Source organism: Pseudomonas sp. DP-17, assembly GCF_022380625.1.
GTDB classification, from domain to species: Bacteria; Pseudomonadota; Gammaproteobacteria; order Pseudomonadales; family Pseudomonadaceae; genus Pseudomonas; species Pseudomonas nitroreducens_A.
This window is the reverse complement of the sequence record NZ_JAKSXG010000012.1, coordinates 324,625-345,941: the sequence shown is the minus strand read 5'-3', so window position 1 is coordinate 345,941 and position 21,317 is coordinate 324,625. Positions and strand designations below refer to the sequence as shown.

General features: G+C 65.5%; 16 protein-coding genes. 6 read left to right on the top strand and 10 right to left on the bottom strand.

Annotated features, from left to right (window positions below):
- The first annotated feature begins 15 nt into the window (after nt 1-15).
- From aroB to hemE, 5 genes are all read left to right on the top strand, one after another.
- Nucleotides 16-1,122, top strand: coding sequence for a 3-dehydroquinate synthase (aroB, locus tag MJ122_RS20115; RefSeq protein ID WP_239745827.1), 1,107 nt, complete (start codon nt 16-18; stop codon nt 1,120-1,122).
- Between the two features lie 6 nt (nt 1,123-1,128).
- Nucleotides 1,129-2,820 carry an AAA family ATPase gene (locus MJ122_RS20110; protein WP_239745826.1) on the top strand — a complete coding sequence of 564 codons (1,692 nt, stop codon included), beginning with the start codon at nt 1,129-1,131 and terminating at the stop codon, nt 2,818-2,820.
- Between the two features lie 460 nt (nt 2,821-3,280).
- Nucleotides 3,281-7,726: a glutamate synthase large subunit gene (gene gltB, locus MJ122_RS20105; RefSeq protein WP_239745825.1), complete on the top strand. Its 4,446-nt coding sequence runs from the start codon at nt 3,281-3,283 to the stop codon at nt 7,724-7,726.
- Nucleotides 7,727-7,753: 27 nt separating this feature from the next.
- On the top strand, nt 7,754-9,172 hold the full coding sequence (locus tag MJ122_RS20100) for an FAD-dependent oxidoreductase (RefSeq protein ID WP_088416086.1): 1,419 nt from the start codon (nt 7,754-7,756) through the stop codon (nt 9,170-9,172).
- A 191-nt stretch (nt 9,173-9,363) separates the two neighbouring features.
- A complete protein-coding gene (hemE, locus tag MJ122_RS20095; RefSeq protein ID WP_239745824.1) occupies nt 9,364-10,428 on the top strand; it encodes a uroporphyrinogen decarboxylase in 1,065 nt (354 codons plus the stop codon).
- A gap of 325 nt (nt 10,429-10,753) precedes the next feature.
- Here hemE and gabP read toward each other — a convergent pair whose 3' ends face one another.
- Nucleotides 10,754-12,145: a GABA permease gene (gene gabP / locus MJ122_RS20090; RefSeq protein WP_239745823.1), complete on the bottom strand. Its 1,392-nt coding sequence runs from the start codon at nt 12,143-12,145 to the stop codon at nt 10,754-10,756.
- Between the two features lie 243 nt (nt 12,146-12,388).
- Nucleotides 12,389-13,732 (bottom strand): MFS transporter, encoded by a 1,344-nt coding sequence (locus MJ122_RS20085; protein WP_239745822.1) that lies wholly within the window; start codon nt 13,730-13,732, stop codon nt 12,389-12,391.
- Between the two features lie 311 nt (nt 13,733-14,043).
- On the opposite strand from MJ122_RS20085, the gene MJ122_RS20080 reads away from it, so the two are divergent.
- Nucleotides 14,044-14,949: a LysR family transcriptional regulator gene (locus MJ122_RS20080; RefSeq protein WP_045215991.1), complete on the top strand. Its 906-nt coding sequence runs from the start codon at nt 14,044-14,046 to the stop codon at nt 14,947-14,949.
- 98 nt (nt 14,950-15,047) lie between these two features.
- On the opposite strand, the gene MJ122_RS20075 is transcribed toward MJ122_RS20080, so the two are convergent.
- From MJ122_RS20075 to MJ122_RS20040, 8 genes are all read right to left on the bottom strand, one after another.
- Nucleotides 15,048-15,854, bottom strand: coding sequence for a hypothetical protein (locus MJ122_RS20075; RefSeq protein WP_239745821.1), 807 nt, complete (start codon nt 15,852-15,854; stop codon nt 15,048-15,050).
- A gap of 175 nt (nt 15,855-16,029) precedes the next feature.
- Nucleotides 16,030-16,425, bottom strand: a complete 396-nt coding sequence (locus MJ122_RS20070; RefSeq protein ID WP_239745820.1) for a hypothetical protein — start codon at nt 16,423-16,425, stop codon at nt 16,030-16,032.
- A gap of 47 nt (nt 16,426-16,472) precedes the next feature.
- Complete coding sequence (locus tag MJ122_RS20065) at nt 16,473-17,699, bottom strand: beta-ketoacyl-ACP synthase (protein WP_239745819.1); 1,227 nt, start codon at nt 17,697-17,699, stop codon at nt 16,473-16,475.
- Nucleotides 17,699-18,427, bottom strand: coding sequence for a 3-oxoacyl-ACP reductase FabG (fabG, locus tag MJ122_RS20060; RefSeq protein WP_017520498.1), 729 nt, complete (start codon nt 18,425-18,427; stop codon nt 17,699-17,701). The genes MJ122_RS20065 and fabG overlap by 1 nt, the downstream gene beginning before the upstream one ends.
- Nucleotides 18,424-18,906, bottom strand: a complete 483-nt coding sequence (locus tag MJ122_RS20055) for a hotdog family protein (protein ID WP_239745818.1) — start codon at nt 18,904-18,906, stop codon at nt 18,424-18,426. Before MJ122_RS20055 ends, fabG begins: the two co-directional genes overlap by 4 nt.
- A complete protein-coding gene (locus tag MJ122_RS20050) occupies nt 18,903-20,111 on the bottom strand; it encodes a beta-ketoacyl-[acyl-carrier-protein] synthase family protein (RefSeq protein ID WP_239745817.1) in 1,209 nt (402 codons plus the stop codon). Before MJ122_RS20050 ends, MJ122_RS20055 begins: the two co-directional genes overlap by 4 nt.
- Nucleotides 20,108-20,590, bottom strand: coding sequence for a hypothetical protein (locus MJ122_RS20045; protein ID WP_239745816.1), 483 nt, complete (start codon nt 20,588-20,590; stop codon nt 20,108-20,110). Before MJ122_RS20045 ends, MJ122_RS20050 begins: the two co-directional genes overlap by 4 nt.
- 2 nt (nt 20,591-20,592) lie before the next feature.
- Complete coding sequence (locus MJ122_RS20040; protein ID WP_017520494.1) at nt 20,593-21,315, bottom strand: class I SAM-dependent methyltransferase; 723 nt, start codon at nt 21,313-21,315, stop codon at nt 20,593-20,595.
- Between the last annotated feature and the right edge of the window lie 2 nt (nt 21,316-21,317).

The window sequence follows — 21,317 nt, the reverse complement described above, 5'->3', positions numbered from 1 at the left end:
CTGTCCGGGGGTTTCATGCGCACACTCAACGTCGATCTGGCCGATCGCAGCTACCCGATCTATATCGGCGAGGGGCTGCTGGATGATCCGCGCTACTTCGAGCCGCACATCCGCGGCCGCCAGGTAGCCATCGTCACCAACGAAACCATCGCGCCGCTGTACCTGGATCGACTGCAGAAGACCCTGGCCGCCTACAAGGTCACCACGGTCGTGCTCCCTGACGGCGAAGCCTACAAGCAGTGGGAAACCCTGCAGCTGATCTTCGATGGCCTGCTGACCGCACGCCATGACCGCAAGACCACCCTGATCGCCCTCGGCGGTGGCGTCATCGGCGACATGACCGGTTTCGCGGCTGCCTGTTACCAGCGCGGCGTCGACTTCATCCAGGTGCCGACCACCCTGCTGTCGCAGGTGGACTCCTCGGTGGGTGGCAAGACCGGTATCAACCATCCGCTGGGCAAGAACATGGTCGGGGCCTTCTATCAGCCCCAGGCCGTGGTCATCGATACCGCGACCCTCAAGACGCTGCCCCCGCGCGAGCTGTCGGCGGGCCTGGCAGAGGTGATCAAGTACGGCTTCATCTGCGACGAGCCTTTCCTCGCCTGGCTGGAAGCGCACATGGGCGATCTGCTCGCGCTGGAGCCTGTCGCGCTGACCGAAGCCATCGAGCGCTCCTGCGCGGCCAAGGCCCGCGTGGTCGGCGCCGACGAGAAGGAGACCGGCGTGCGCGCCACGCTGAACCTGGGCCATACCTTCGGTCACGCCATCGAGACCCACATGGGTTACGGCGTCTGGCTGCACGGCGAAGCCGTGGGTGCGGGAACCGTGATGGCACTCGAGATGTCGCATCGGCTGGGATGGCTGACAAAGGCCGAACTCGACCGCGGCATCCGCCTGCTCGCCGCGGCGAAGCTGCCGGTGGTCCCGCCGCAGGAAATGAACGCCGAGCATTTTCTCGAGCACATGGCCGTCGACAAGAAAGTGCTCGATGGCCGTCTGCGTCTGGTATTGCTCCAAGGGCTGGGGGGCGCGGTCGTGACCGCCGAATTCCCCCGTGAGATTCTGGAAGAAACACTGCGCGCTGACTACCAGTCACTGGTCGGTCAGGCAGGAGAACACTGAGGTCCCATGTCCAGCTTGCATGCCGATGAGGCCTTCCTGGCCCACTACCAGTTCAGTCATGACCCCTTCGCACCGCGGGTTCCGGGCTTCAAGTTCTTCCCGGCGCAGCGCAAGCCCGTACTGGGCCAGCTGCACCACCTGGCGCGCTACAGCCACCTGCTGCTGGCCGTTACCGGTCCGCTGGGCAGCGGCAAGACCCTGTTGCGCCAGGCCCTGGTGGCCAGCACCAACAAGGACGCCGTCTCCAGCGTGGTGATCTCCGGTCGTTCGGTGACCGACGAGGCCACGCTGCTGCGCCAGCTCGCGCAAGGCCTGGGCATCACCCAGACCAGCATCGAGGCGATCCTTGCCAAGGTCGCCCAGTTGGCGATCACCGGGCAGGACGTCTACCTGCTGGTGGATGACGCCGAGCAGCTACGCGACGATGCTCTCGAAGTCCTTCTGCTGCTGGCCGCCGGCAACTCCGAAGCGCGCCTGCACGTCTTCCTGTTTGGCGAGCCTGAGCTGCTCTCGCGCCTGGAGGTGCTATCCGAGGGCGAGGAGCGTTTCCACGCCATCGAGTTGCAACCCTACAGCGAAGAAGAAACCCGCGAGTACCTGGCGCAGCGCCTCGAAGGTGCGGGGCAGGGTATCGAGTTGATTTCCGCCGACCTGCTGGCCGACATCCACGAACAATCCGGCGGCTGGCCGGGTACCATCAACCAGACCGCTCGCGATGCGATGATCGAAGCGATGCTGGCTGATCGCAGTGGCGAACGCAAAGCCGCCGGTGCCGGCTTCAAGTTGCCGAAGAAGCACCTGGCAATCCTCGGCGTGGTCGCCATTGGTGTCATCGCCGCCTGGTTCATGCAGGGCAAGACCACCAAGCCGGAGACCGCGAGCAACACCGCTGCGCAGACTTCGTCGCAACTGCCGCTGGGCGGTGGCGCAGCTCCGCAGCCGAACGCACAGCCGCAGCCGGATGCCCAGGGCAACGGCCCGTCCGTGGAATTCGCCGGTTCCAACCAGCCGCTGCCGCTGCCGTTGGTGGGCGAAAGCCAGCCGGTGATCCGTGAACCCCTGGCTCAGGCCGGTGGTCAGGAAGATGCCGACGAGGGTGGCATGCCCTCGGCAGCCATTCCGCCGACCGTGACCACCACCGCGCCGCCGGTCACCCCGCTGGCGAACAATGGTCCGAAACCGCTGAACCCGGTGCCGACGGCTCCGGTACAGCAGCAGGCTGCCATCCAGCCGGCCCCGACTCCCGCGCCCACTCCGCGCCCGGAACCGGTCAAGCCCGCTGCCACCGCACCGGCCAAGCCCACCCAGGCTGCCAAGCCGGCTGCGACCAAGCCTGCCACAACCATCGCCAGCGCCAAGCCGGCGACCGCCGCCAGCAAGCCCGCCGCGGCAACGGGCAGCGCCGGTGGCAGCAGCTGGTACCAGTCACAGGCCGGCTCGCGCTACTCCGTGCAGGTGCTGGGCACTGGCTCCGAAGCCAGCGCCAAGGCCTTCATCAGCCAGCAGGGCGGCGGCGACTACCGCTACTTCCGCAAGAACCTGCAGGGCAAGCCGTTCTATGTCGTGACCTACGGTAACTTTGCTGATCGCACTGCCGCGCAGGCGGCGATCAAGAAGCTGCCGGCGAAGATTCAGGCCTCCAAGCCCTGGGCCCGTCCTTTCTCCAGCATCCAGCAGGACATCGCCGGGGCGCGCTGAAAGGTCGCAGTGTCGCAATACTGAAAAGCCGAGCCCCGCCCCGCGGGGCTCGGCTTTTTTATTGGCTTGTGTCTTTGACAGGATTCTTATAAAAATGCGACATCGGGTGTCAGCAGTGCGTCAAAAAAAACAGTGACGTCGCTTTCCCCATGTGTACAATGACCTCCCTTTGCCTATCGGAAACTTGCCGCTTGAGCGAGTAGACAGGCGAAGTGCTTGTAGAGGGTCTGCTGACGTTTCGTCATGGCCAGGGCCGGAACCGCCGCTACGTTGGGTAAGACGTGGCAACTCGCGCGGAACGGTCATTCCAGGTGAACCAGGGGCTGCAACGGCGCTGCTCGATAGAAGCGGCCCGAGCCTTTGGGGTGCGCGGGAAACGAGCCTGCACGGCGAAACTGGGCGATGGCGAAACGTCAGCAGACCCTGGAATCTATAAAAGTTTTGCCGGTGAGAGTTCCCTATGAAAGCAGGTCTGTACCATCCTGAGACGTTCAAGGATAACTGCGGATTCGGTCTGATCGCCCACATGACGGGCGAGGCAAGCCACGAACTTCTGCAAACCGCCATCGAAGCACTGACCTGCATGACCCACCGAGGTGGGATCAACGCGGACGGGAAAACCGGGGACGGCTGTGGGCTGCTGATCCAGAAGCCCGACCAGTTCCTGCGCGCCGTGGCCCTTGAGTCCTTCGGCGCCGATCTCCCTGACCAGTACGCGGTCGGGATGGTCTTCTTCAACCAGGATCCGGTGAAAGCCGAAGCCGCCCGCGCGAACATGAATCGCGAGATCGAGCGCGCCGGCCTGAAGCTGGTCGGCTGGCGCAAGGTGCCGATCGACACCAGCGTCCTGGGTCGCCTGGCGCTGGAGCGCCTGCCGCAGATCGAGCAGGTGTTCATCGGCGGTGAAGGCCTGTCCGACCAGGAGTTCGCGGTCAAGCTGTTCAGCTCCCGTCGCCGCTCCTCCGTGGCCAACGCCGAGGACGCCGATCACTATGTCTGCAGCTTCTCGCACAAGACCATCATCTATAAGGGCCTGATGATGCCGGCGGACCTCGCCGCCTTCTATCCGGACCTCTCCGATGAGCGCCTGAAGACCGCCATCTGCGTCTTCCACCAGCGCTTCTCGACCAACACCCTGCCGAAATGGCCGCTGGCCCAGCCGTTCCGCCTGCTGGCGCACAACGGCGAGATCAACACCATCACCGGCAACCGCAACTGGGCCCAGGCCCGCCGCGCCAAGTTCGCCAACGAATGGATGCCGGACCTGGATGAGCTCGGCCCGCTGGTCAACCGCGTGGGCTCGGATTCCTCCAGCATGGACAACATGCTCGAGCTGATGGTCACCGGCGGCATGGACATGTTCCGCGGCCTGCGCATGATCATTCCGCCGGCCTGGCAGAACGTCGAGACCATGGACGCCGACCTGCGGGCGTTCTACGAATTCAACTCACTGCACATGGAACCGTGGGACGGCCCCGCCGGCGTCGTGCTGACCGACGGCCGCTACGCCGTCTGCCTGCTCGACCGCAACGGCCTGCGTCCCTCGCGCTGGGTCACCACTAAGAACGGCTACATCACCCTCGCCTCGGAAATCGGCGTGTGGGACTACAAGCCCGAGGACGTCATCGCCAAGGGCCGCGTCGGCCCGGGCCAGATCCTCGCGGTGGACACCGAGACCGGCCAGCTGCTGCAGACCGAGGACATCGACAACCGCCTCAAGTCGCGCCACCCCTACAAGCAGTGGCTGCGCCAGAGCGCGCTGCGCATCCAGGCGACCCTGGACGATGACCAGGGCGTTGCCAGCTACGACGGCGACCAGCTCAAGCAGTACATGAAGATGTTCCAGGTCACCTTCGAGGAGCGTGACCAGGTGCTGCGCCCGCTCGCCGAGCAGGGCCAGGAAGCAGTCGGCTCGATGGGCGACGACACCCCGATGGCGGTGCTGTCCAAGCGCATCCGCTCGCCCTACGACTACTTCCGCCAGGTCTTCGCGCAGGTCACCAACCCGCCGATCGACCCGCTGCGCGAAGCGATCGTGATGTCCCTGGAAACCTGTCTGGGCATCGAGCAGAACATCTTCGAAGAGTCCCCGCACCACGCCAACCAGGCGATCCTGACCACCCCGGTGATCTCCCCGGCCAAGTGGCGGACCTTGATGAACCTGGAGCGTCCGGGCTTCGACCTGCACCACATCGACCTGAACTACGACGAAAGCGTCGGCCTCGAGACGGCGGTGCGCAACATCGCCGACCAGGCCGAGGAAGCCGTGCGCGCCGGCAAGGTGCTGCTGGTGCTCTCCGACCGCCACATCGCCCCCGGCAAGCTGCCGGTGCACGCGGCCCTGGCCGTCGGCGCCGTGCACCACCGCCTGGTGCAGACCGGCCTGCGCTGCGACTCCAACATCCTGGTGGAAACCGCCACCGCCCGTGACCCGCACCATTTCGCGGTGCTGGTGGGCTTTGGCGCGTCCGCGGTCTACCCGTACCTCGCCTACGAGGTGCTGGCCGACCTGATCCGCACTGGCGAAGTGCTGGGCGACCTCTACGAGGTCTTCAAGTACTACCGCAAGGGCATCTCCAAGGGGATGCTGAAGATCCTCTCGAAGATGGGCATTTCCACCATCGCTTCCTACCGCGGCGCCCAGCTGTTCGAAGCCATCGGCCTGTCCGACGAAGTCACCGGCCTGTGCTTCCCGGGCACCCCGAGTCGCATCCAGGGCGCGCGCTTCCTCGATATCGAGAACGAGCAGAAGCTGCTGGCCTCTGAGGCCTGGAACAACCGCAAGGCGATCCAGCAGGGCGGCCTGCTGAAGTTCGTCTACGGCGGCGAGTACCACGCCTACAACCCTGACGTGGTGAACACCCTGCAGGTTGCTGTGCAGCAGGGCGACTACGCCAGGTTCAAGGAATACACCGCGCTGGTGGACCAGCGTCCGGTCTCCATGCTGCGCGACCTGCTCAAGGTGAAGACTTCCGAGCAGCCGCTGAGCCTGGACGAGATCGAGCCGCTGGAGTCCATCTTCAAGCGCTTCGACGCCGCCGGCATCTCCCTTGGCGCGCTGTCGCCGGAGGCCCACGAGGCCCTGGCCGAGGCCATGAACCGCCTGGGCGGTCGCTCCAACTCCGGTGAGGGCGGTGAAGACCCGGCGCGCTACGGCACGCTGAAGAGCTCGAAGATCAAGCAGGTGGCCACCGGCCGCTTCGGTGTGACCCCGGAATACCTGGTCAACGCCGAAGTCCTGCAGATCAAGGTGGCCCAGGGCGCCAAGCCCGGCGAAGGCGGCCAGCTGCCCGGTGGCAAGGTCAACGGCCTGATCGCCCGCCTGCGCTATGCGGTGCCCGGCGTGACCCTGATCTCGCCGCCGCCGCACCACGACATCTACTCCATCGAAGACCTCGCCCAGCTGATCTTCGACCTCAAGCAGGTCAACCCGCAGGCGCTGGTATCGGTGAAACTGGTTTCCGAGCCGGGCGTGGGCACCATCGCCGCCGGCGTGGCCAAGGCCTATGCCGACCTGATCACCATTTCCGGCTATGACGGCGGTACCGGCGCTTCGCCGATCACCTCCATCAAGTACGCCGGTTCGCCGTGGGAGCTGGGCCTCGCCGAGGCGCACCAGACCCTGCGCGGCAACGACCTGCGCGGCAAGGTCCGGGTACAGACCGACGGCGGCCTGAAGACCGGCCTGGACGTCATCAAGGCGGCCATCCTCGGCGCCGAGAGCTTCGGCTTCGGCACCGCGCCGATGATCGCCCTGGGCTGCAAGTACCTGCGCATCTGCCACCTGAACAACTGCGCCACCGGCGTCGCCACCCAGAACGACAAGCTGCGCAAGGACCACTTCATCGGCACCGTGGACATGGTGGTGAACTTCTTCACCTTCATCGCCAGCGAAACCCGTGAGTGGCTGGCCAAGCTTGGCGTGCGCAGCCTGGAAGAACTGATCGGCCGCACCGACCTGCTGGAAATCCTGCCGGGCGAGACGCCCAAGCAGGGCAACCTCGACCTCACGCCGCTGCTGGGCAGCGACCTGATCCCGGCCGAGAAGCCGCAGTTCTGCGAAGTCGAGAAGAACCCGCCGTTCGACCAGGGCCTGCTGGCCGAGAAGATGGTCGAGCTGGCCCGTGGCGCCATCGAAGGCGCCAAGGGCGGCGAGTACGAACTGGATATCTGCAACTGCGACCGCTCCATCGGCGCGCGGATTTCCGGCGAAATCGCCAAGGTCCACGGCAACCAGGGCATGGCCAAGGCGCCGATCACCTTCCGCTTCAAGGGCACCGCGGGCCAGAGCTTCGGCGTGTGGAACGCCGGCGGCCTGCACCTGTACCTGGAAGGCGACGCCAACGACTACGTCGGCAAGGGCATGACCGGCGGCAAGCTGGTCGTCACCCCGCCCAAGGGCAGCCCGTTCAAGTCGCAGGAATCGGCCATCGTCGGCAACACCTGCCTGTACGGCGCCACGGGCGGCAAGCTGTTCGCCGCCGGCACCGCGGGCGAGCGCTTCGGCGTGCGCAACTCCGGCGCCCATGCCGTGGTTGAAGGTACCGGTGACCACTGCTGCGAATACATGACCGGCGGCTTCATCTGCGTTCTGGGCAAGACCGGCTACAACTTCGGCTCCGGCATGACCGGCGGCTTCGCTTATGTCCTCGACATGGACAACTCCTTCGTCGACCGCGTGAACCATGAGCTGGTTGAAATCCAGCGGATCAGCGGCGAAGCGATGGAGGCCCAGCGCAACCATCTGCGCAAGGTGCTGGTCGAGTACGTGGCGGAAACGGCGAGCGAGTGGGGCGCACATCTGCTGGAGAACCTCGACGACTACCTGCGTCGGTTCTGGCTGGTGAAACCGAAGGCTGCCAGCCTCGGTTCCCTGCTGACCAGCACTCGTGCCAACCCGCAATAAGCGCCTGAAGTTTGATGAGGTCTGAAAATGTCTGAACGTCTTAACAATGACTTCCAGTTCATCGAAGTCGGGCGCAAGGATCCGAAGAAGAAGCTTCTTCGCCAGCGCAAGCGCGAGTTCGTGGAAATCTACGACCTGTTCAAGCCGCAGCAGGCGGCTGACCAGGCCCACCGTTGCCTGGGTTGCGGCAACCCGTACTGCGAGTGGAAATGCCCGGTACACAACTTCATCCCCAACTGGCTGAAGCTGGTCTCCGAAGGCAACATCCTCGCGGCTGCCGAACTGTCCCACCAGACCAACACCCTGCCGGAAGTCTGCGGCCGGGTGTGCCCGCAGGATCGCCTTTGCGAAGGCGCCTGCACCCTGAACGACGGCTTCGGTGCGGTCACCATCGGCTCGGTGGAGAAGTACATCACCGACACCGCCTTCGCCATGGGCTGGCGCCCGGACATGTCCAAGGTCAAGCCCACCGGCAAGCGCGTCGCCGTGATCGGCGCGGGCCCGGCGGGCCTGGGCTGTGCCGACGTGCTGGTGCGCAACGGCGTGACCCCGGTGGTGTTCGACAAGAACCCGGAAATCGGCGGCCTGCTGACCTTCGGCATCCCCGAGTTCAAGCTGGAGAAACAGGTGCTCTCGCGTCGTCGTGAAGTCTTCACCGGCATGGGCATCGAGTTCCGGTTGAACACCGAGATCGGCAAGGACGTCACCATGGAGCAGCTGCTCGATGAGTACGATGCCGTGTTCATGGGCATGGGCACCTACACCTACATGAAAGGCGGTTTCCCCGGCGAAGACCTGCCCGGCGTGCACGATGCGCTGGACTTCCTCATCGCCAACGTGAATCGCAACCTGGGCTTCGAGAAGTCGCCGGAAGACTTCGTCGACATGAAGGGCAAGCGCGTCGTGGTACTGGGCGGTGGCGACACCGCGATGGACTGCAACCGCACCTCCATTCGCCAGGGCGCCAAGGGCGTGACCTGCGCCTACCGCCGTGACGAAGAAAACATGCCCGGCTCGCGCAAAGAGGTGAAGAACGCCAAGGAAGAGGGCGTGAAGTTCCTCTTCAACCGCCAGCCCATCGCCATCGTCGGCGAGGACAAGGTGGAAGGCGTGAAGGTGGTCGAGACCCGTCTCGGCGAACCGGACGCCCGCGGCCGTCGCAGCCCCGAGCCGATCCCGGGTTCCGAGGAGATCATCCCGGCCGAAGCCGTGCTGATCGCCTTCGGCTTCCGCCCGAGCCCGGCGCCGTGGTTCGACCAGCACCAGGTGGAGATCGACAGCCAGGGTCGCGTCATCGCCCCGGCCGCCGCGCAGTTCAAGCACCAGACCAGCAACCCGAAGATCTTCGCCGGCGGCGACATGGTCCGTGGTTCCGACCTGGTGGTGACGGCGATCTTCGAAGGCCGCACGGCTGCCGAAGGCATCCTGGATTACCTGGGCGTCTGAGCCGGACCTGTAGGAGCGAGCTTGCTCGCGAACCTGGCCCCGAAGCGGGGTGTTGTTCGCGAGCAAGCTCGCTCCTACAAAAAAGCTATCCGCAGCGACAAACTGTCGCGATGGACAAAAGGCACGGCCCCCGCCGTGCCTTTTCTTTTGGGCTTTGCGAAAATACCCGCACTTTTTTGCCGGATGCCGTTATGACTGCCTTGAAGAACGATCGCTTCCTCCGCGCCCTGCTCAAGCAGCCCGTCGATGTCACCCCTGTCTGGATGATGCGCCAGGCCGGCCGCTACCTGCCGGAGTACCGCGCTACCCGCGCCAAGGCCGGTGACTTCATGAGCCTGTGCATGAACCCGCAGATGGCCTGCGAAGTGACCCTGCAGCCGCTGGACCGTTATCCGCAGCTGGACGCGGCGATCCTCTTCTCCGACATCCTCACCATCCCCGACGCCATGGGCCAGGGCCTGTACTTCGAGACCGGCGAAGGTCCGCGTTTCAAGAAGGTCGTGACCACCCAGGCCGACATTGACGCCCTGCCGATCCCCGATCCGGAGAAGGACCTGGGCTACGTGATGGACGCCGTGCGCACCATCCGCCGCGAGCTGAATGGCCGCGTCCCGCTGATCGGCTTCTCCGGCAGCCCCTGGACCCTGGCCACCTACATGGTCGAAGGCGGCTCCAGCCGCGACTTCCGCAAGACCAAGGCGATGCTCTACGACAATCCGCAGGCCCTGCACGCCCTGCTGGACAAGCTGGCGCAGTCGGTCACCAGCTATCTCAATGGTCAGATCCTGGCCGGTGCCCAGGCGGTGCAGATCTTCGATTCCTGGGGCGGCGCGCTGTCGGCGGCGGCCTACCAGGAGTTCTCCCTCGCCTACATGCGGAAGATCGTCGACGGCCTGATCCGCGAACACGAAGGTCGCCGCGTACCGGTGATCCTCTTCACCAAGGGTGGCGGCCTGTGGCTGGAATCCATGGCCAACACCGGTGCCGAGGCCCTGGGCCTGGACTGGACCTGCGACATCGGCAGCGCTCGCGCCCGCGTCGGCGACAAGGTTGCGCTGCAGGGCAACATGGACCCGGCGGTGCTCTACGCCAAGCCCGAAGCCATCCGCGCCGAAGTCGCGCGGATCCTCGGCGCCTTCGGTAATGGCAATGGCCACGTGTTCAACCTCGGTCATGGCGTCACCCCGGAGGTTGATCCGGCACACGCCGGCGCCTTCTTCGAGGCGGTGCACGAGCTGTCGGCGCAGTATCACTGAGCCTGAGGCTCCACCGGAAAGCCCCGCAGTCGCGGGGCTTTTTCCTTTCCGGGTATCGGCTTTTCGTGATTTTCCGGCAAGTTCTGCGGTTAATCGGGTTCGCGAGCAAGCTCGCTCCTACGAAGAGCACTCCGGTACCTGCCTGTAGGAGCGAGCTTGCTCGCGAACATGTCCGGCGCCGCCGCTGCAAAGGCCTTCCCGAGCGTAGGAGCGGACTCCGTCCGCGATCGGCCTAAGCAGCGGAGGATTTTCCGAACAAAAAAAGCCCCGCTCGGAAGCGGGGCTTTTCGTTCCCTCATGGAGCCTCAAGCCCCATCAGAGTGCATCACGCAGCATCGCCGACCACGCCAGCGGCGCGCTGGGACTTGCGGCGGTTGGATACCAGCAGGCCGGAGCAGACCACCACGACGGTCAGCAGGGTGGTGGCGACCACTTCCATGCGGTGGTCCGGGCGGATCAGCATGATCACCAGGGCGCCGACGATGAACAGGATCACCGCCCAGGTCAGCCAGGGGAACAGCCACATCTTCAGCTTCAGCTGGTGGCCCTGGGCGAGCAGCTTCTTGCGCATGCGCAGCTGCGACAGGGCGATCACCAGGTACACCAGCAGGGCGATGGCGCCGGAGCTGGCCAGCAGGAAGTTGAACACTTCGGCCGGGGCCAGGTAGTTGGCGAAGGTGCACAGGAAGGCCATGGCGGTGGACAGCAGCACGGCGTACACCGGGGTGCGGCTGACGCTGGTCACCTGGGCGATCTTCGGCGCGTCACCGCGCTTGCTCAGCGAGTACATCATGCGCGAAGCGGTGTAGAGCGCCGAGTTCAGGCAACTGGTCACCGAGACCAGCACGATGATGTCGACGATCAGCTTGGCGTACGGGATGTGCAGGTGTTCCAGCACGGTCTGGTAGGAGCCCATGCTTACCAGCCGCGGGTCGTTCCACGGCACCAGGCAGACCACGATCAGGATCGACAGCAGGTAGAACAGCGCGATACGCCAGATCACCGAGTTGGTGGCGCGGGTGATCTGCTGCTCCGGGTCCTTGGACTCGGTGGCGGCGATGGTGACGATTTCCGAGCCCATGAAGGAGAACATGGTAGTCAGCAGCGCGGCGAGCACGGCGCCCCAGCCCTTGGGCAGGAAGCCTTCGCTGGTCAGGTGGCCGATGCCGGAGACTTCGCTGTTGGGCGAGAAGCCGAAGATGGCCGCGCAGCCCAGCACCAGGAAGGCGATGATCGAGACGACCTTGATCAGCGCCAGCCAGAACTCGAACTCACCGTAGTTCTTCACGCTGAACAGGTTGGTCACGGTCAGTGCCGAGGTGATCAGGAAGGCCAGCACCCAGATCGGCGCGCCGGGGAACCAGGCGTGGATGATGGCCGCGGCGGCGTTGGCTTCCAGCGGGATCACCAGGACCCAGAACCACCAGTACAGCCAGCCGATGGTGAAGCCGGCCCAGTGGCCGATGGCGCGGTCGGCATAGGTGGAAAAGGAGCCGCTGTCCGGCTGCGCGACGGCCATTTCGGCCAGCATGCGCATCACCAGGACCACCAGCAGGCCGGCGACCAGATAGGAAACCATGACGGCCGGGCCGGCTTCGGCGATGGCGTGGCCGGAGCCTACGAACAGGCCCGCGCCAATGGCGCCGGCAATCGAAAGCATCGTGACGTGACGATTTTGCAGGCCCTGGGAGAGCCCGGAAGAAGGGGTGCTGCTCATGCTTTACCTACAACTACGGAGGGAATTGCGTACTGCGGGAGTCGAGGTCCGTTTCAGGATTCCAACAAGTCGTTCGAGATTGTGAACGCAAGGATCGCGCCACATCTTGTTACGACTTAAGTCGTAGGTTGGGAATAAATCTCACAACGCCCGTGTGGCAGGCGTTGTCGGATCTGAGATAAATGTCTTTGCACGACCGTTCCATGTCGTTTTTAGGCATTCTGCTTGTCACCTGTGTAGAAACTACCCAGTCTTGTTGAGTGCTGGTAGGTCGCGCGGTAACATCGGAAGGCGCATCAGGTGAAGGGCCACCAGCAGGCAGATACCCAACAGGCCGGCAATGAACAGGCCCACGCCGTTCCAACCGTACTGGTGCCAGAACAGACCGCCGGCGGTGCCGGCGACGCTGGAGCCGGTGTAATAGCAGAACAGGTACAGCGACGAGGCCTGGCCCTTGGCCTTCAGGGCGCGGCGGCCGATCCAGCTGCTGGCCACCGAGTGCGCGCCGAAGAAGCCGAAGGTGAAAACCAGCAGCCCGGCCAGCACCAGGGCCAGCGGTTGCAGCAGAGTGATCAGCACGCCGCCGAGCATCAGCGCGATCATTGCCCAGAGCACCTTGCGCCGGCCCAGCTTGTCGGCCAGCGAGCCGACCCACGCCGAGCTGTAGATTCCCGACAGGTAGACCAGCGAGAGCACGCCGACGATGGCTTGGCTCAGGTGGTAGGGCTCCGCCAGCAGGCGGTAGCCGATATAGTTGAACAGGGTGACGAAGGCGCCCATCAGCAGGAAACCGACCAGGAATAGCCAGGGCAGGCCGGCGTCGCGGAAGTGCCCGGTGAAGCCTTCGATCAGCCGGCGCGGTTTGAGCGGCGCCGGGCGGAAGTTCTTCGATTCGGGAAGGATGCGCCAGAACAGCAGCGCTGCGGCCAGGGCGAGTACGCCCAGGGTGGCCAGCGCGACGTGCCAGTTCACGTAGTCCACCAGCACGCCGCTGATCAGTCGCCCACTCATGCCGCCAATGGCGTTGCCGCCGATATACAGCCCCATGGACAGCCCGATGTGCTGCGGATGGATTTCCTCGGAGAGGTAGGTCATGCCCACTGCCGCCAGGCCGCTGAGCGACAGGCCGAGCAGCGCGCGCATGGCCAGCACGCCGTGCCAGGTCGGCATCAGCGAGCTGCCGAGGGTGAACAGGGCGGCGAGGACCAGCGAGGCGACCATGATCGACTTGCGCCCGATGGCGTCGGAGATCGGCCCGGTGACCAGCAGGCCGAAAGCCATGGTGATGGTCGAGATCGACAGCACCAGGCTGCTCTGCGCGGCGGTCAGGCTGAACGCCTTGGACAGTACCGGCATCATCGGCTGCACGCAGTAGAGCAGGGCGAAGGTGGCGAAGCCTCCGGAGAACAGCGCAAGCGAGGTACGCATGAACGCCGGGGTGCCTTTCTCGATGTAGGTTTCGACGTCTTCGACGGCTCGCACCACGTCGCTATTGGCTTCGCGTGCGCTCTCGCGCAGATCGGGCAGCACCTCCGCCGGGTCGTTGGCGGCGACTGGTTCTTGTACGACGGCCGGTTCGGCCTCCATGGGATGTTCTTCCCGCAAAGCCCGCAGGGCAGGTTGACTCACGACACACCTCAGGTTGGTAAAAGCAGGAGGGCCTGGAATGGCGGCAAGGGCCCGCGCGGCCAGGCAGGGAGCAGGTTGGTAGTCGTTATTGGGCTTGTGTGGAAAGGATAAGGAGCGGGCTTTATTATTTCCAATATATTAATCGACACGTTTGAGTCGTTTTGCGAATCATTGGTGGCCGCGCCGTTGAGACCGGTGCGGTGCGAAACCGATCGCGGACGAAGTCCGCTCCTACCCAACCGGGAACATCGGTGCTTCTGGGAGAGAAGATGGAACTGCGACACCTGCGTTATTTCATTGCCGTGGCGGAAGAGCTGCACTTCGGCCGCGCCGCCGAGCAACTGGGGATTTCCCAGCCGCCGCTGAGCCAGCAGATCCAGGCGCTGGAAGAAGAGATCGGCGCGCGGTTGCTGGAGCGCACCAACCGCCGCGTGGCGCTCACCGAGGCCGGCAAGCTGTTCCTCGATGAAGCGCGGCAGGTGCTGCAGCAGGTGGACCGCGCCGTCTTGCTGGCCCGAAGAGCGCATCAGGGGGAAATCGGCGAGCTGAAGGTCGGCTTCACCGCGTCGGCGCCCTTCACCTCCAGCATCCCACGCGCCATCCTGGCGTTCCGCCAGGCTTATCCGGATGTGCACCTGGACCTGCAGGAACTCAGCAGCGGCCAGGCGGTGCAGGCGCTGCTGGAGGAGCGCGTGCAGGTCGGCCTGATCCGCCCGATCCCGCTGCCGGAAACCCTGGAGGCCGTGGAGCTGTTCAGCGAACCGCTGGTGGCGGTGCTGCGCGCCGATCATCCGCTGGCGCAGGCCAGCCAGGAGGGACTGGAGTTCGCCGCGCTGGCGGACGAGCCTTTCGTGTTCTTCCCGCGCAGCTACGGCACCGGGCTCTACAGCCAGTTGATGGCGCTGTCGCGGCAGGCCGGCTTCAGTCCGCGCATCGCCCAGGAAGCCGGCGAGGCGATGACCATCATCGGCCTGGTGGCGGCAGGGCTGGGCGTGTCGATGCTGCCGGCGTCGTTCCGCCGGACGCGGGTGGACGGCGTGGTCTATCGCACCCTGAGCGATCCGGGGGCGACCAGTTCGGTGTGGCTGGTGCGGCGGCGCAACGAGACGTCGCGCCTGGCGCAGTCGTTCTTCGACCTGGTGACCCAGGAAGTCCAGGCCGGCAGGGCTGGCTGAGCGATCGCAGGGCGGATAAAGCGGAACGCTCTATCCGCCTTCACCCGCAGGCAGACAGGGGGCGTTATTCCCCCGCGGGCTGGTGAGGCGCTGAGGCCTTACTGGATTTCCGCCAGCTTTCCGCGCAGAGCTACGCCGGCCATCAGCGAGCCGGTGTGGCATTCGTACTTGGCGTTGTCGCTGTAGACCTTGCGGTTGTAGAAGCTGACGATATCCACCACCGCATTTGCGCCTTCCTTCTTGGCGGCGTTCTGCAGTGTTGCCAGGGCCGAAATCATCGCCCAGTCGCAGGCTTCTTCATCGGTCTTGTTGGTGGAGTTGGTCTTCTTGCTGGTGGAGGTTTCGCTCATCGGGTTGACCAGCCCAGGCACATGCTCGCCGGCCAGGAAGAAGCGCACGCTGCCGTCGAGATGACCGGCCTGGGTAGCGCGCTGGACCACGCGGTTGAACTCCAGGAGCAACGGCACGTCGTCGGTTGTCTGGGCGATCCCCGGCATCGCATCGACGCGTTCGCCGATCGGGTCCAGATGCAACTCGCGCAGGATGTTGTCATTGACCAGGCTGATCCAGCGGTTGTAGTTGCGGTGGATCTTGCCGTCCTTGTAATCCAGGCCCCAGCTGTCGCGGTAGCCGATGCGGTATTGGGTGGTGGAATAGGGAATCGTCACCTCTGCATGGTGGCGGCCGCGCACGGTGATGGCGGCCTGGATCTCGCTGGGGGTGACTTTCTGCACCGTCCACTGGCGCTTCTGCAGGCCGCTGATGATGGCGGTCTGCATTTGTACGGGAGTGATGTGCAAGTCGCTGGGGAACTGCTCGGTGGGGGCGTAGACCGGCTTCGAGGTACAGGCGGCGAGGGTGAGGACCGCGGCGGACAAAGCAATACAGCGAACGAACGAGAGCATCCTTTTTCTCCTGGTGCTTCGGTGTCAGGCCCGCTGCTGCACGCTCGACAAGGTGTCGGGCTGCAGCGGGCAAAGGGGTGTTCCAGGCGCTGCTGGCTTTTCTCGCCTGACGCAAGAGCGCCGGGCGCCGCACGCTTCCCGCATACGGTCGCAGGCCTTGGCAAACAGAGGCGGATCAGCGCGTCGGCGTGATGCCCAGGTTCTGCTGGATCTTCTCGTTGAGGAGGATGACCCAGTTGTTGTAGTTACGGTGGATCTGCCCGTCCTTCTCGTCCAGGCCACGGCTGCTGCGCAGCTTGATGGAGTACTGCTGGCTGCTGTAGGGAATGCTGATCTCGGCGTGATGGCGCTCGCGCACGGTGATCTCTGCGTAGATCACACTGCCGTTGTCCTGCTGCAGCGTCCACTTCTGCTCCGCCAGCGCCTTGTGGATCGCCTGCTGCACTTGGGCGGCGGTGCGCTGGCTGTCCGGCGGCAGGCTCTGGTCGACGTTCTGCACGGCCCTGCCAGTACAGCCGATGAGCAGCACGGCAGTCATGCACAGGATGATGCTACGGATCAGTCGGGACATGGATTGCTCTCCTTGCAGTGTCGTTGGGTTGTTACGGTGAAAAGGGCTCAGCGCCAGCGGCGGAAGATCAGCGAGGTGTTGATCCCGCCAAAGGCGAAGTTGTTGTTCATCACGTACTCGTGGCTCATCACGCGCGGCTCGCCCCGCAGGTAGTCGAGCTCGCCGCAACGCGGGTCGATCTCGTCAAGGTTCAGGGTGTGCACATAGCGGTCGCTGTTCATCATCTCGATGCTGAACCACGACTCCAGCGCGCCGCACGCTCCCAGAGTGTGGCCCAGGAAACTCTTCTGCGAGCTGATCGGCATGCGCTTTCCGAACAGTTCGCTGGTGGCCAGGGTCTCGGCGATGTCGCCCTGCTCGGTGGCGGTGCCATGGCCGTTCACATAACCGATGGCGTCGGGCGTGAGGCCCGCATCTTCCAGCGCCAGCTCCATGGCGCGGCGCATGGTCGCCTGTTCCGGGCGCGTGGTGTGCTGGCCGTCGGCGTTGCTGCCGAAACCAACGATCTCGGCATGGATGCGCGCGCCGCGGGCCAGGGCGTGTTCCAGCTCTTCAAGCACCAGCATGCCGGCGCCTTCGCCGATCACCAGCCCATCGCGGCCGCTGTCATAGGGGCGCGGCGTCTGCTGCGGAGTGTCGTTCTTCAGGCTGGTGGCGTAGAGCGCATCGAACACCATGGCCTCGGTCGGGCACAGCTCCTCGGCGCCGCCGGCGAGCATCAGCGGCAGGCGGCCGAAGCGGATCGCCTCGTAGGCATAGCCGATGCCCTGGCTGCCGCTGGTGCAGGCGCTGGAGGTGGGGATCACCCGGCCCTTGAGGCCGAAGAAGATGCTGATATTCGCCGCCGTGGTGTGCGGCATCATGCGCACGTAGGAGTTGGCGTTGAGGCCGTCCGCCACCGAATTGAGCAGCATGTTGCCGAACGCCTTGATCTCGTCGGTGCTGCCGGTGGACGAGCCGCAGGCCACGCCCATGCGGCCGTCGCGGATGGACTCATCGTCGAGCAGCCCGGCATCGGCCAGCGCGCGTTCGGCGGCGCCCACCGACAGCCGGGAAACGCGGCCCATGCTGCGCAGCTGCTTGCGGGTCCAGTGCCTGGGCACCGTGAAGTCCAGCACCGGGCCGGCCAGGCGGGTGTTGAGTTCGGTGAAGCGGTCCCACTCATCCATGCGGCGGATGCCGCTCTGGTTGGCGCTGAAGTTTGCGTCGATGCTCGCCCAGTCCGAACCCAGGGACGTGATGCCGGACATGCCGGTGATGACCACGCGCTTCATCAGCACAGTCCTCCGTTGACCGCCAGCACCTGGCGGGTGATGTAGCCGGCCTCGGCCGACATCAGGAAGTTCACTGCGCCGGCGACTTCTTCCGGGGTGCCCATGCGCTGGGCCGGGATCATCTTGAGGATGTCCTCCACCGGCACCTGTTCGTCGAGCATCGCTGTGTCGATCAGCCCCGGCGCCACGCAGTTCACCGTGATCTTCCTCTTGGCCAGCTCGATGGCCAGCGCCTTGGCGGCGCCGATCACGCCGGCCTTGGAGGCGCTGTAGTTGACCTGGCCGCGGTTGCCGATCAGCCCCGACACCGAAGTGATGCAGACGATGCGCCCCGGCTGGCGGCGGCGGATCATCGGCATCATCACCGGGTGCAGGACGTTGTAGAAACCGTCGAGGTTGGTGCGCAGCACCTGGTCCCAGTCTTCCTCGGTGAGCGCGGGGAAGGCGCCGTCGCGGGTCAGGCCGGCGTTGCACACCACGCCGTAGTAGGCGCCGTGGGTTTCCACATCGGCTTCGAGAATGTTGCGCGCGGCTTCGCGGTCGGCCACGTCGAACTGCAGCACACGGGCGCTGCGCCCCAGTGCCTGGATTTCGGCCTGCACGGCGTCTGCTTCGGCGCGGCCGCTGCGGCAGTGCAGCACCAGGTCGAAGCCGGCCTGGGCCAGGCGCAGGGCGATGGCGCGGCCGATGCCACGGCTGGAGCCGGTTACGAGGATGGAATCAGTCATACGCTTGGCTCTTTCGAATCGGTCTTCTTGAAATCGGGTTCCTGCAGGTAGCTGGCAACCTCGGGCGGGCGGAACACGGTGAGGCGCGCCAGCGCCTTGATCCCCGGCCCTTCCAGATGGCATTCGAAGACGCCCATGCCGTTGTCATCCTGCAGGGTACGGATGGCGTGGATAGTGATTTGCGCGCCGGCCGGGAAACTCGCCACGTCGCACTGGTACTGGCGCGTGCCGAGCAGGAAACCCAGCTCCACCGGCTCGCCGCGCGAGCGCGCCTGGCAACCGGCGTAGGCAGCGACACTCTGCGCCATCAGCTCCACGCCGACCCAGGCCGGCAGGCTGCCGTCGGCCTCGTTGAACAGGCCGCCCGGACGCACCGTCAGGCGCGTGCGGATGTCCTCGTTGCCGAAGTCGAGCACGTCGTCGATGAGGATCATGTCGCCCGCGTGGGGCAGCAGTGAGGCGATCGGCCAGTCGATCATCGGGTCACTCCAGAGTCCTTGCTCATCTCGCCCAGGATCAGGCTGATGTTGTTGCCGCCGAAGGCGAACGAGTTGCTCATCAGGTAGCGCGGGCCTTCGGCCGGCAGCCGCGGCGCGTCTTCGCCCACCAGTTGCAGCGCCGGCAAGTGCGGATCGGCGACGCCGTCCCAGCGTTGTGGCGGCAGGCGCTTCTGCGGGTTGTGCTCGCCCAGCAGCAGCCAGCAGAACGCCGCTTCCAGCGCGCCGGCGGCGCCGAGGGTATGCCCGGACAGCGGTTTGGTCGAGGAGCAGGGCACGCCGGCGGGGAATTGCGCGCTGACGGCCAGGCTTTCCATGGCGTCGTTGTGCAGGGTCGCGGTGCCGTGCAGGTTCAGGTAGGCGATCTGCGCAGCGTCCAGGCGTGCCTCGACCAGCGCCTTGCGCATCGCCTCGCGGGCGCCACGTCCTTCGGGTTCGGGGGCGGAGATGTGGTGCGCGTCGGAGCTGGCGCCGGCGCCGAGCAGGGCGACTGCGCCGGGCTCGCGGGTCATCAGGAACAGCGCGGCGCCTTCGCCGATGTTGATGCCCTTGCGGTTCGCCGAGAAGGGTTTGCACAGTTCGTCGGAGACCGCTTCGAGCGCGCTGAAACCGTTGAGCGTCAGCTGGCAAAGGCTGTCCACGCCGCCGCACAGCACGGCGTCGCACAGCCCCAGCTTCAGCAGCCGGCGCGCGCTCTGCAGGGCGCGGCCGCTGGAGGTGCAGGCGGTAGAGATCGCGTAGGTCGGGCCGGCCAGTTCGTAGTGTTCCGCGAGGTACACCGCCGGGTCAGACAGTTCCTGGTGCGAGTAGTGGAAGCCTTCGGGCAACTGACCGTGCAAACGGTGATGGCGAATGCCCTGGGTGGTTTCCTGGACGCCCGAGGTGCTGGTGCCCAGCACCACCGCCACGCGTGCGGCGCCGTAGCGCTGGATGGCTGCGCGGATGGCCGGGTCGATCTGCGTGGCAGCGGCCAGCAACAGGCGGTTGTTGCGGGTGTCGTGGCGCTTCTCGGGGATGGCCGCCAGGCGCGCCTTGACCGTGCCCACGGGGAGGCTCCTGCCCGGCACCCAGCCGGCCTGCACCTGCATGCCGGCGGACTCGCCCGCCAGCAGCGCGGCGGCCACTTCGCGGCGGTCATTGCCCAGCGCGCAGATCAGGCCCAGCTCGTTCAGGTAGGTCGCGGTCATGGAGCTGTTTCCAGGGGCGTCACGTGGTAGCGGAGGTGAGGGCTTTCCAGGTCGAAGTCCTGCGCCGAACGGTAGCTGATCTTCCAGTGCTGCTGCAGGCTGCGCTGGCCGTCGCGCACCTGGTAGTCCGTGGCGCGGTAGCGTGCGGCGAGCTCGTCGCCCGGCGTAAGGGCGAACAGCAGCACCGCGAACAACTCGCGCGCTTCGGGGTTGGGCGGCAGCAGGCCGTCGTTGCGCCATTCTCCCTCAAGCAGCAGTTGGCGCGACAGCGGGATGCCCAGCGGATCGATCAACGACCAGCGCAGCGCGCCGTCCTCCTGCTGGATGACCAGCAGCCAGTCCTGGCTGGCACCCGCCTGTTCGCGCTGGATGTGCAGCTGCAACGGCGTCGCCAGCAGCGGCAACGCGGTCGGTAGCGGCGCATGCTGGGCACAACCGGCCGCCAGCAGGACGAAGGCAAGACTCAGCCAGCGGATCATGCTCAGCGGCTCTCCAGTGGCTTGCGCACCACGGCGTTGACCAGGGTTTCCTCGCGCTGGCCGAACGGCTTGGGCTTGCGCAGGCCCCAGCGCTCGAGCAGGCCGAAGTCCTTGGCGCGGCTCCACCACAGATAGGGGTAGGAGACGTTCCTCTCGCTGAACTCGAAGCCCTGCTCGCGGAGCATCTGCAGGTACTGCGCGGCGCTCTTCTGCACGTGCATCGGGTGACGGAAGAGCCAGCGGATCACCCAGGTGTCGATGTACGCCTCGGTGGACTCGGCGAACAGCAGCAGTCCGCCCGGCTTGAGCACCCGCCAGAACTCGGCCAGCGCACGCTCCTGCTCCACCAGATGATGGAAGGTCTGGTGGCAGAACAGGATGTCCACGCTGGCCGAGGGCAGCATCAGGTCGGCGCAGTCGGCGCAGTTCAGCTCCACCTCGATGTTCTCCCGCGCAGCCTCCATGGCCGAGCAGTCGAGGCTGTGCGGATCGGCGTCCAGCCCGATCAAGCGGCTGGGCCTGAACGCATCGCGCAGCAGGCGGAAGGAGCGACCCTGGCCGCAGCCGGCGTCGAGCAGCACCGGGTTCTGCGGGGTGTTCCAGCTGACCAGGCGCTTGAGGTCGTTGATCGCCACGCGCAGCACGTGGTGCTGCCAGGTGTGGCTCTGCAGGAACCAGAAACCGAAACGGGTTTCTTCGACGTAGGTGGAGGCGGGGCGGGTCATGA

Excerpts from the sequence above, each read along its gene's own strand:
- aroB (WP_239745827.1), top strand. The coding sequence starts at position 16 with ATGCGCACACTCAACGTCGATCTGGCCGATCGCAGCTACCCGATCTAT.
- gltB (WP_239745825.1), top strand. The coding sequence starts at position 3,281 with ATGAAAGCAGGTCTGTACCATCCTGAGACGTTCAAGGATAACTGCGGA.
- MJ122_RS20055 (WP_239745818.1), bottom strand. The coding sequence starts at position 18,906 with ATGATCGACTGGCCGATCGCCTCACTGCTGCCCCACGCGGGCGACATG.
- MJ122_RS20080 (WP_045215991.1), top strand. The coding sequence starts at position 14,044 with ATGGAACTGCGACACCTGCGTTATTTCATTGCCGTGGCGGAAGAGCTG.
- gabP (WP_239745823.1), bottom strand. The coding sequence starts at position 12,145 with ATGAGCAGCACCCCTTCTTCCGGGCTCTCCCAGGGCCTGCAAAATCGT.
- MJ122_RS20100 (WP_088416086.1), top strand. The coding sequence starts at position 7,754 with ATGTCTGAACGTCTTAACAATGACTTCCAGTTCATCGAAGTCGGGCGC.
- MJ122_RS20050 (WP_239745817.1), bottom strand. The coding sequence starts at position 20,111 with ATGACCGCGACCTACCTGAACGAGCTGGGCCTGATCTGCGCGCTGGGC.
- MJ122_RS20065 (WP_239745819.1), bottom strand. The coding sequence starts at position 17,699 with ATGAAGCGCGTGGTCATCACCGGCATGTCCGGCATCACGTCCCTGGGT.
- MJ122_RS20070 (WP_239745820.1), bottom strand. The coding sequence starts at position 16,425 with ATGTCCCGACTGATCCGTAGCATCATCCTGTGCATGACTGCCGTGCTG.
- MJ122_RS20045 (WP_239745816.1), bottom strand. The coding sequence starts at position 20,590 with ATGATCCGCTGGCTGAGTCTTGCCTTCGTCCTGCTGGCGGCCGGTTGT.
- MJ122_RS20075 (WP_239745821.1), bottom strand. The coding sequence starts at position 15,854 with ATGCTCTCGTTCGTTCGCTGTATTGCTTTGTCCGCCGCGGTCCTCACC.
- hemE (WP_239745824.1), top strand. The coding sequence starts at position 9,364 with ATGACTGCCTTGAAGAACGATCGCTTCCTCCGCGCCCTGCTCAAGCAG.
- MJ122_RS20040 (WP_017520494.1), bottom strand. The coding sequence starts at position 21,315 with ATGACCCGCCCCGCCTCCACCTACGTCGAAGAAACCCGTTTCGGTTTC.
- MJ122_RS20085 (WP_239745822.1), bottom strand. The coding sequence starts at position 13,732 with ATGGAGGCCGAACCGGCCGTCGTACAAGAACCAGTCGCCGCCAACGAC.
- MJ122_RS20110 (WP_239745826.1), top strand. The coding sequence starts at position 1,129 with ATGTCCAGCTTGCATGCCGATGAGGCCTTCCTGGCCCACTACCAGTTC.
- fabG (WP_017520498.1), bottom strand. The coding sequence starts at position 18,427 with ATGACTGATTCCATCCTCGTAACCGGCTCCAGCCGTGGCATCGGCCGC.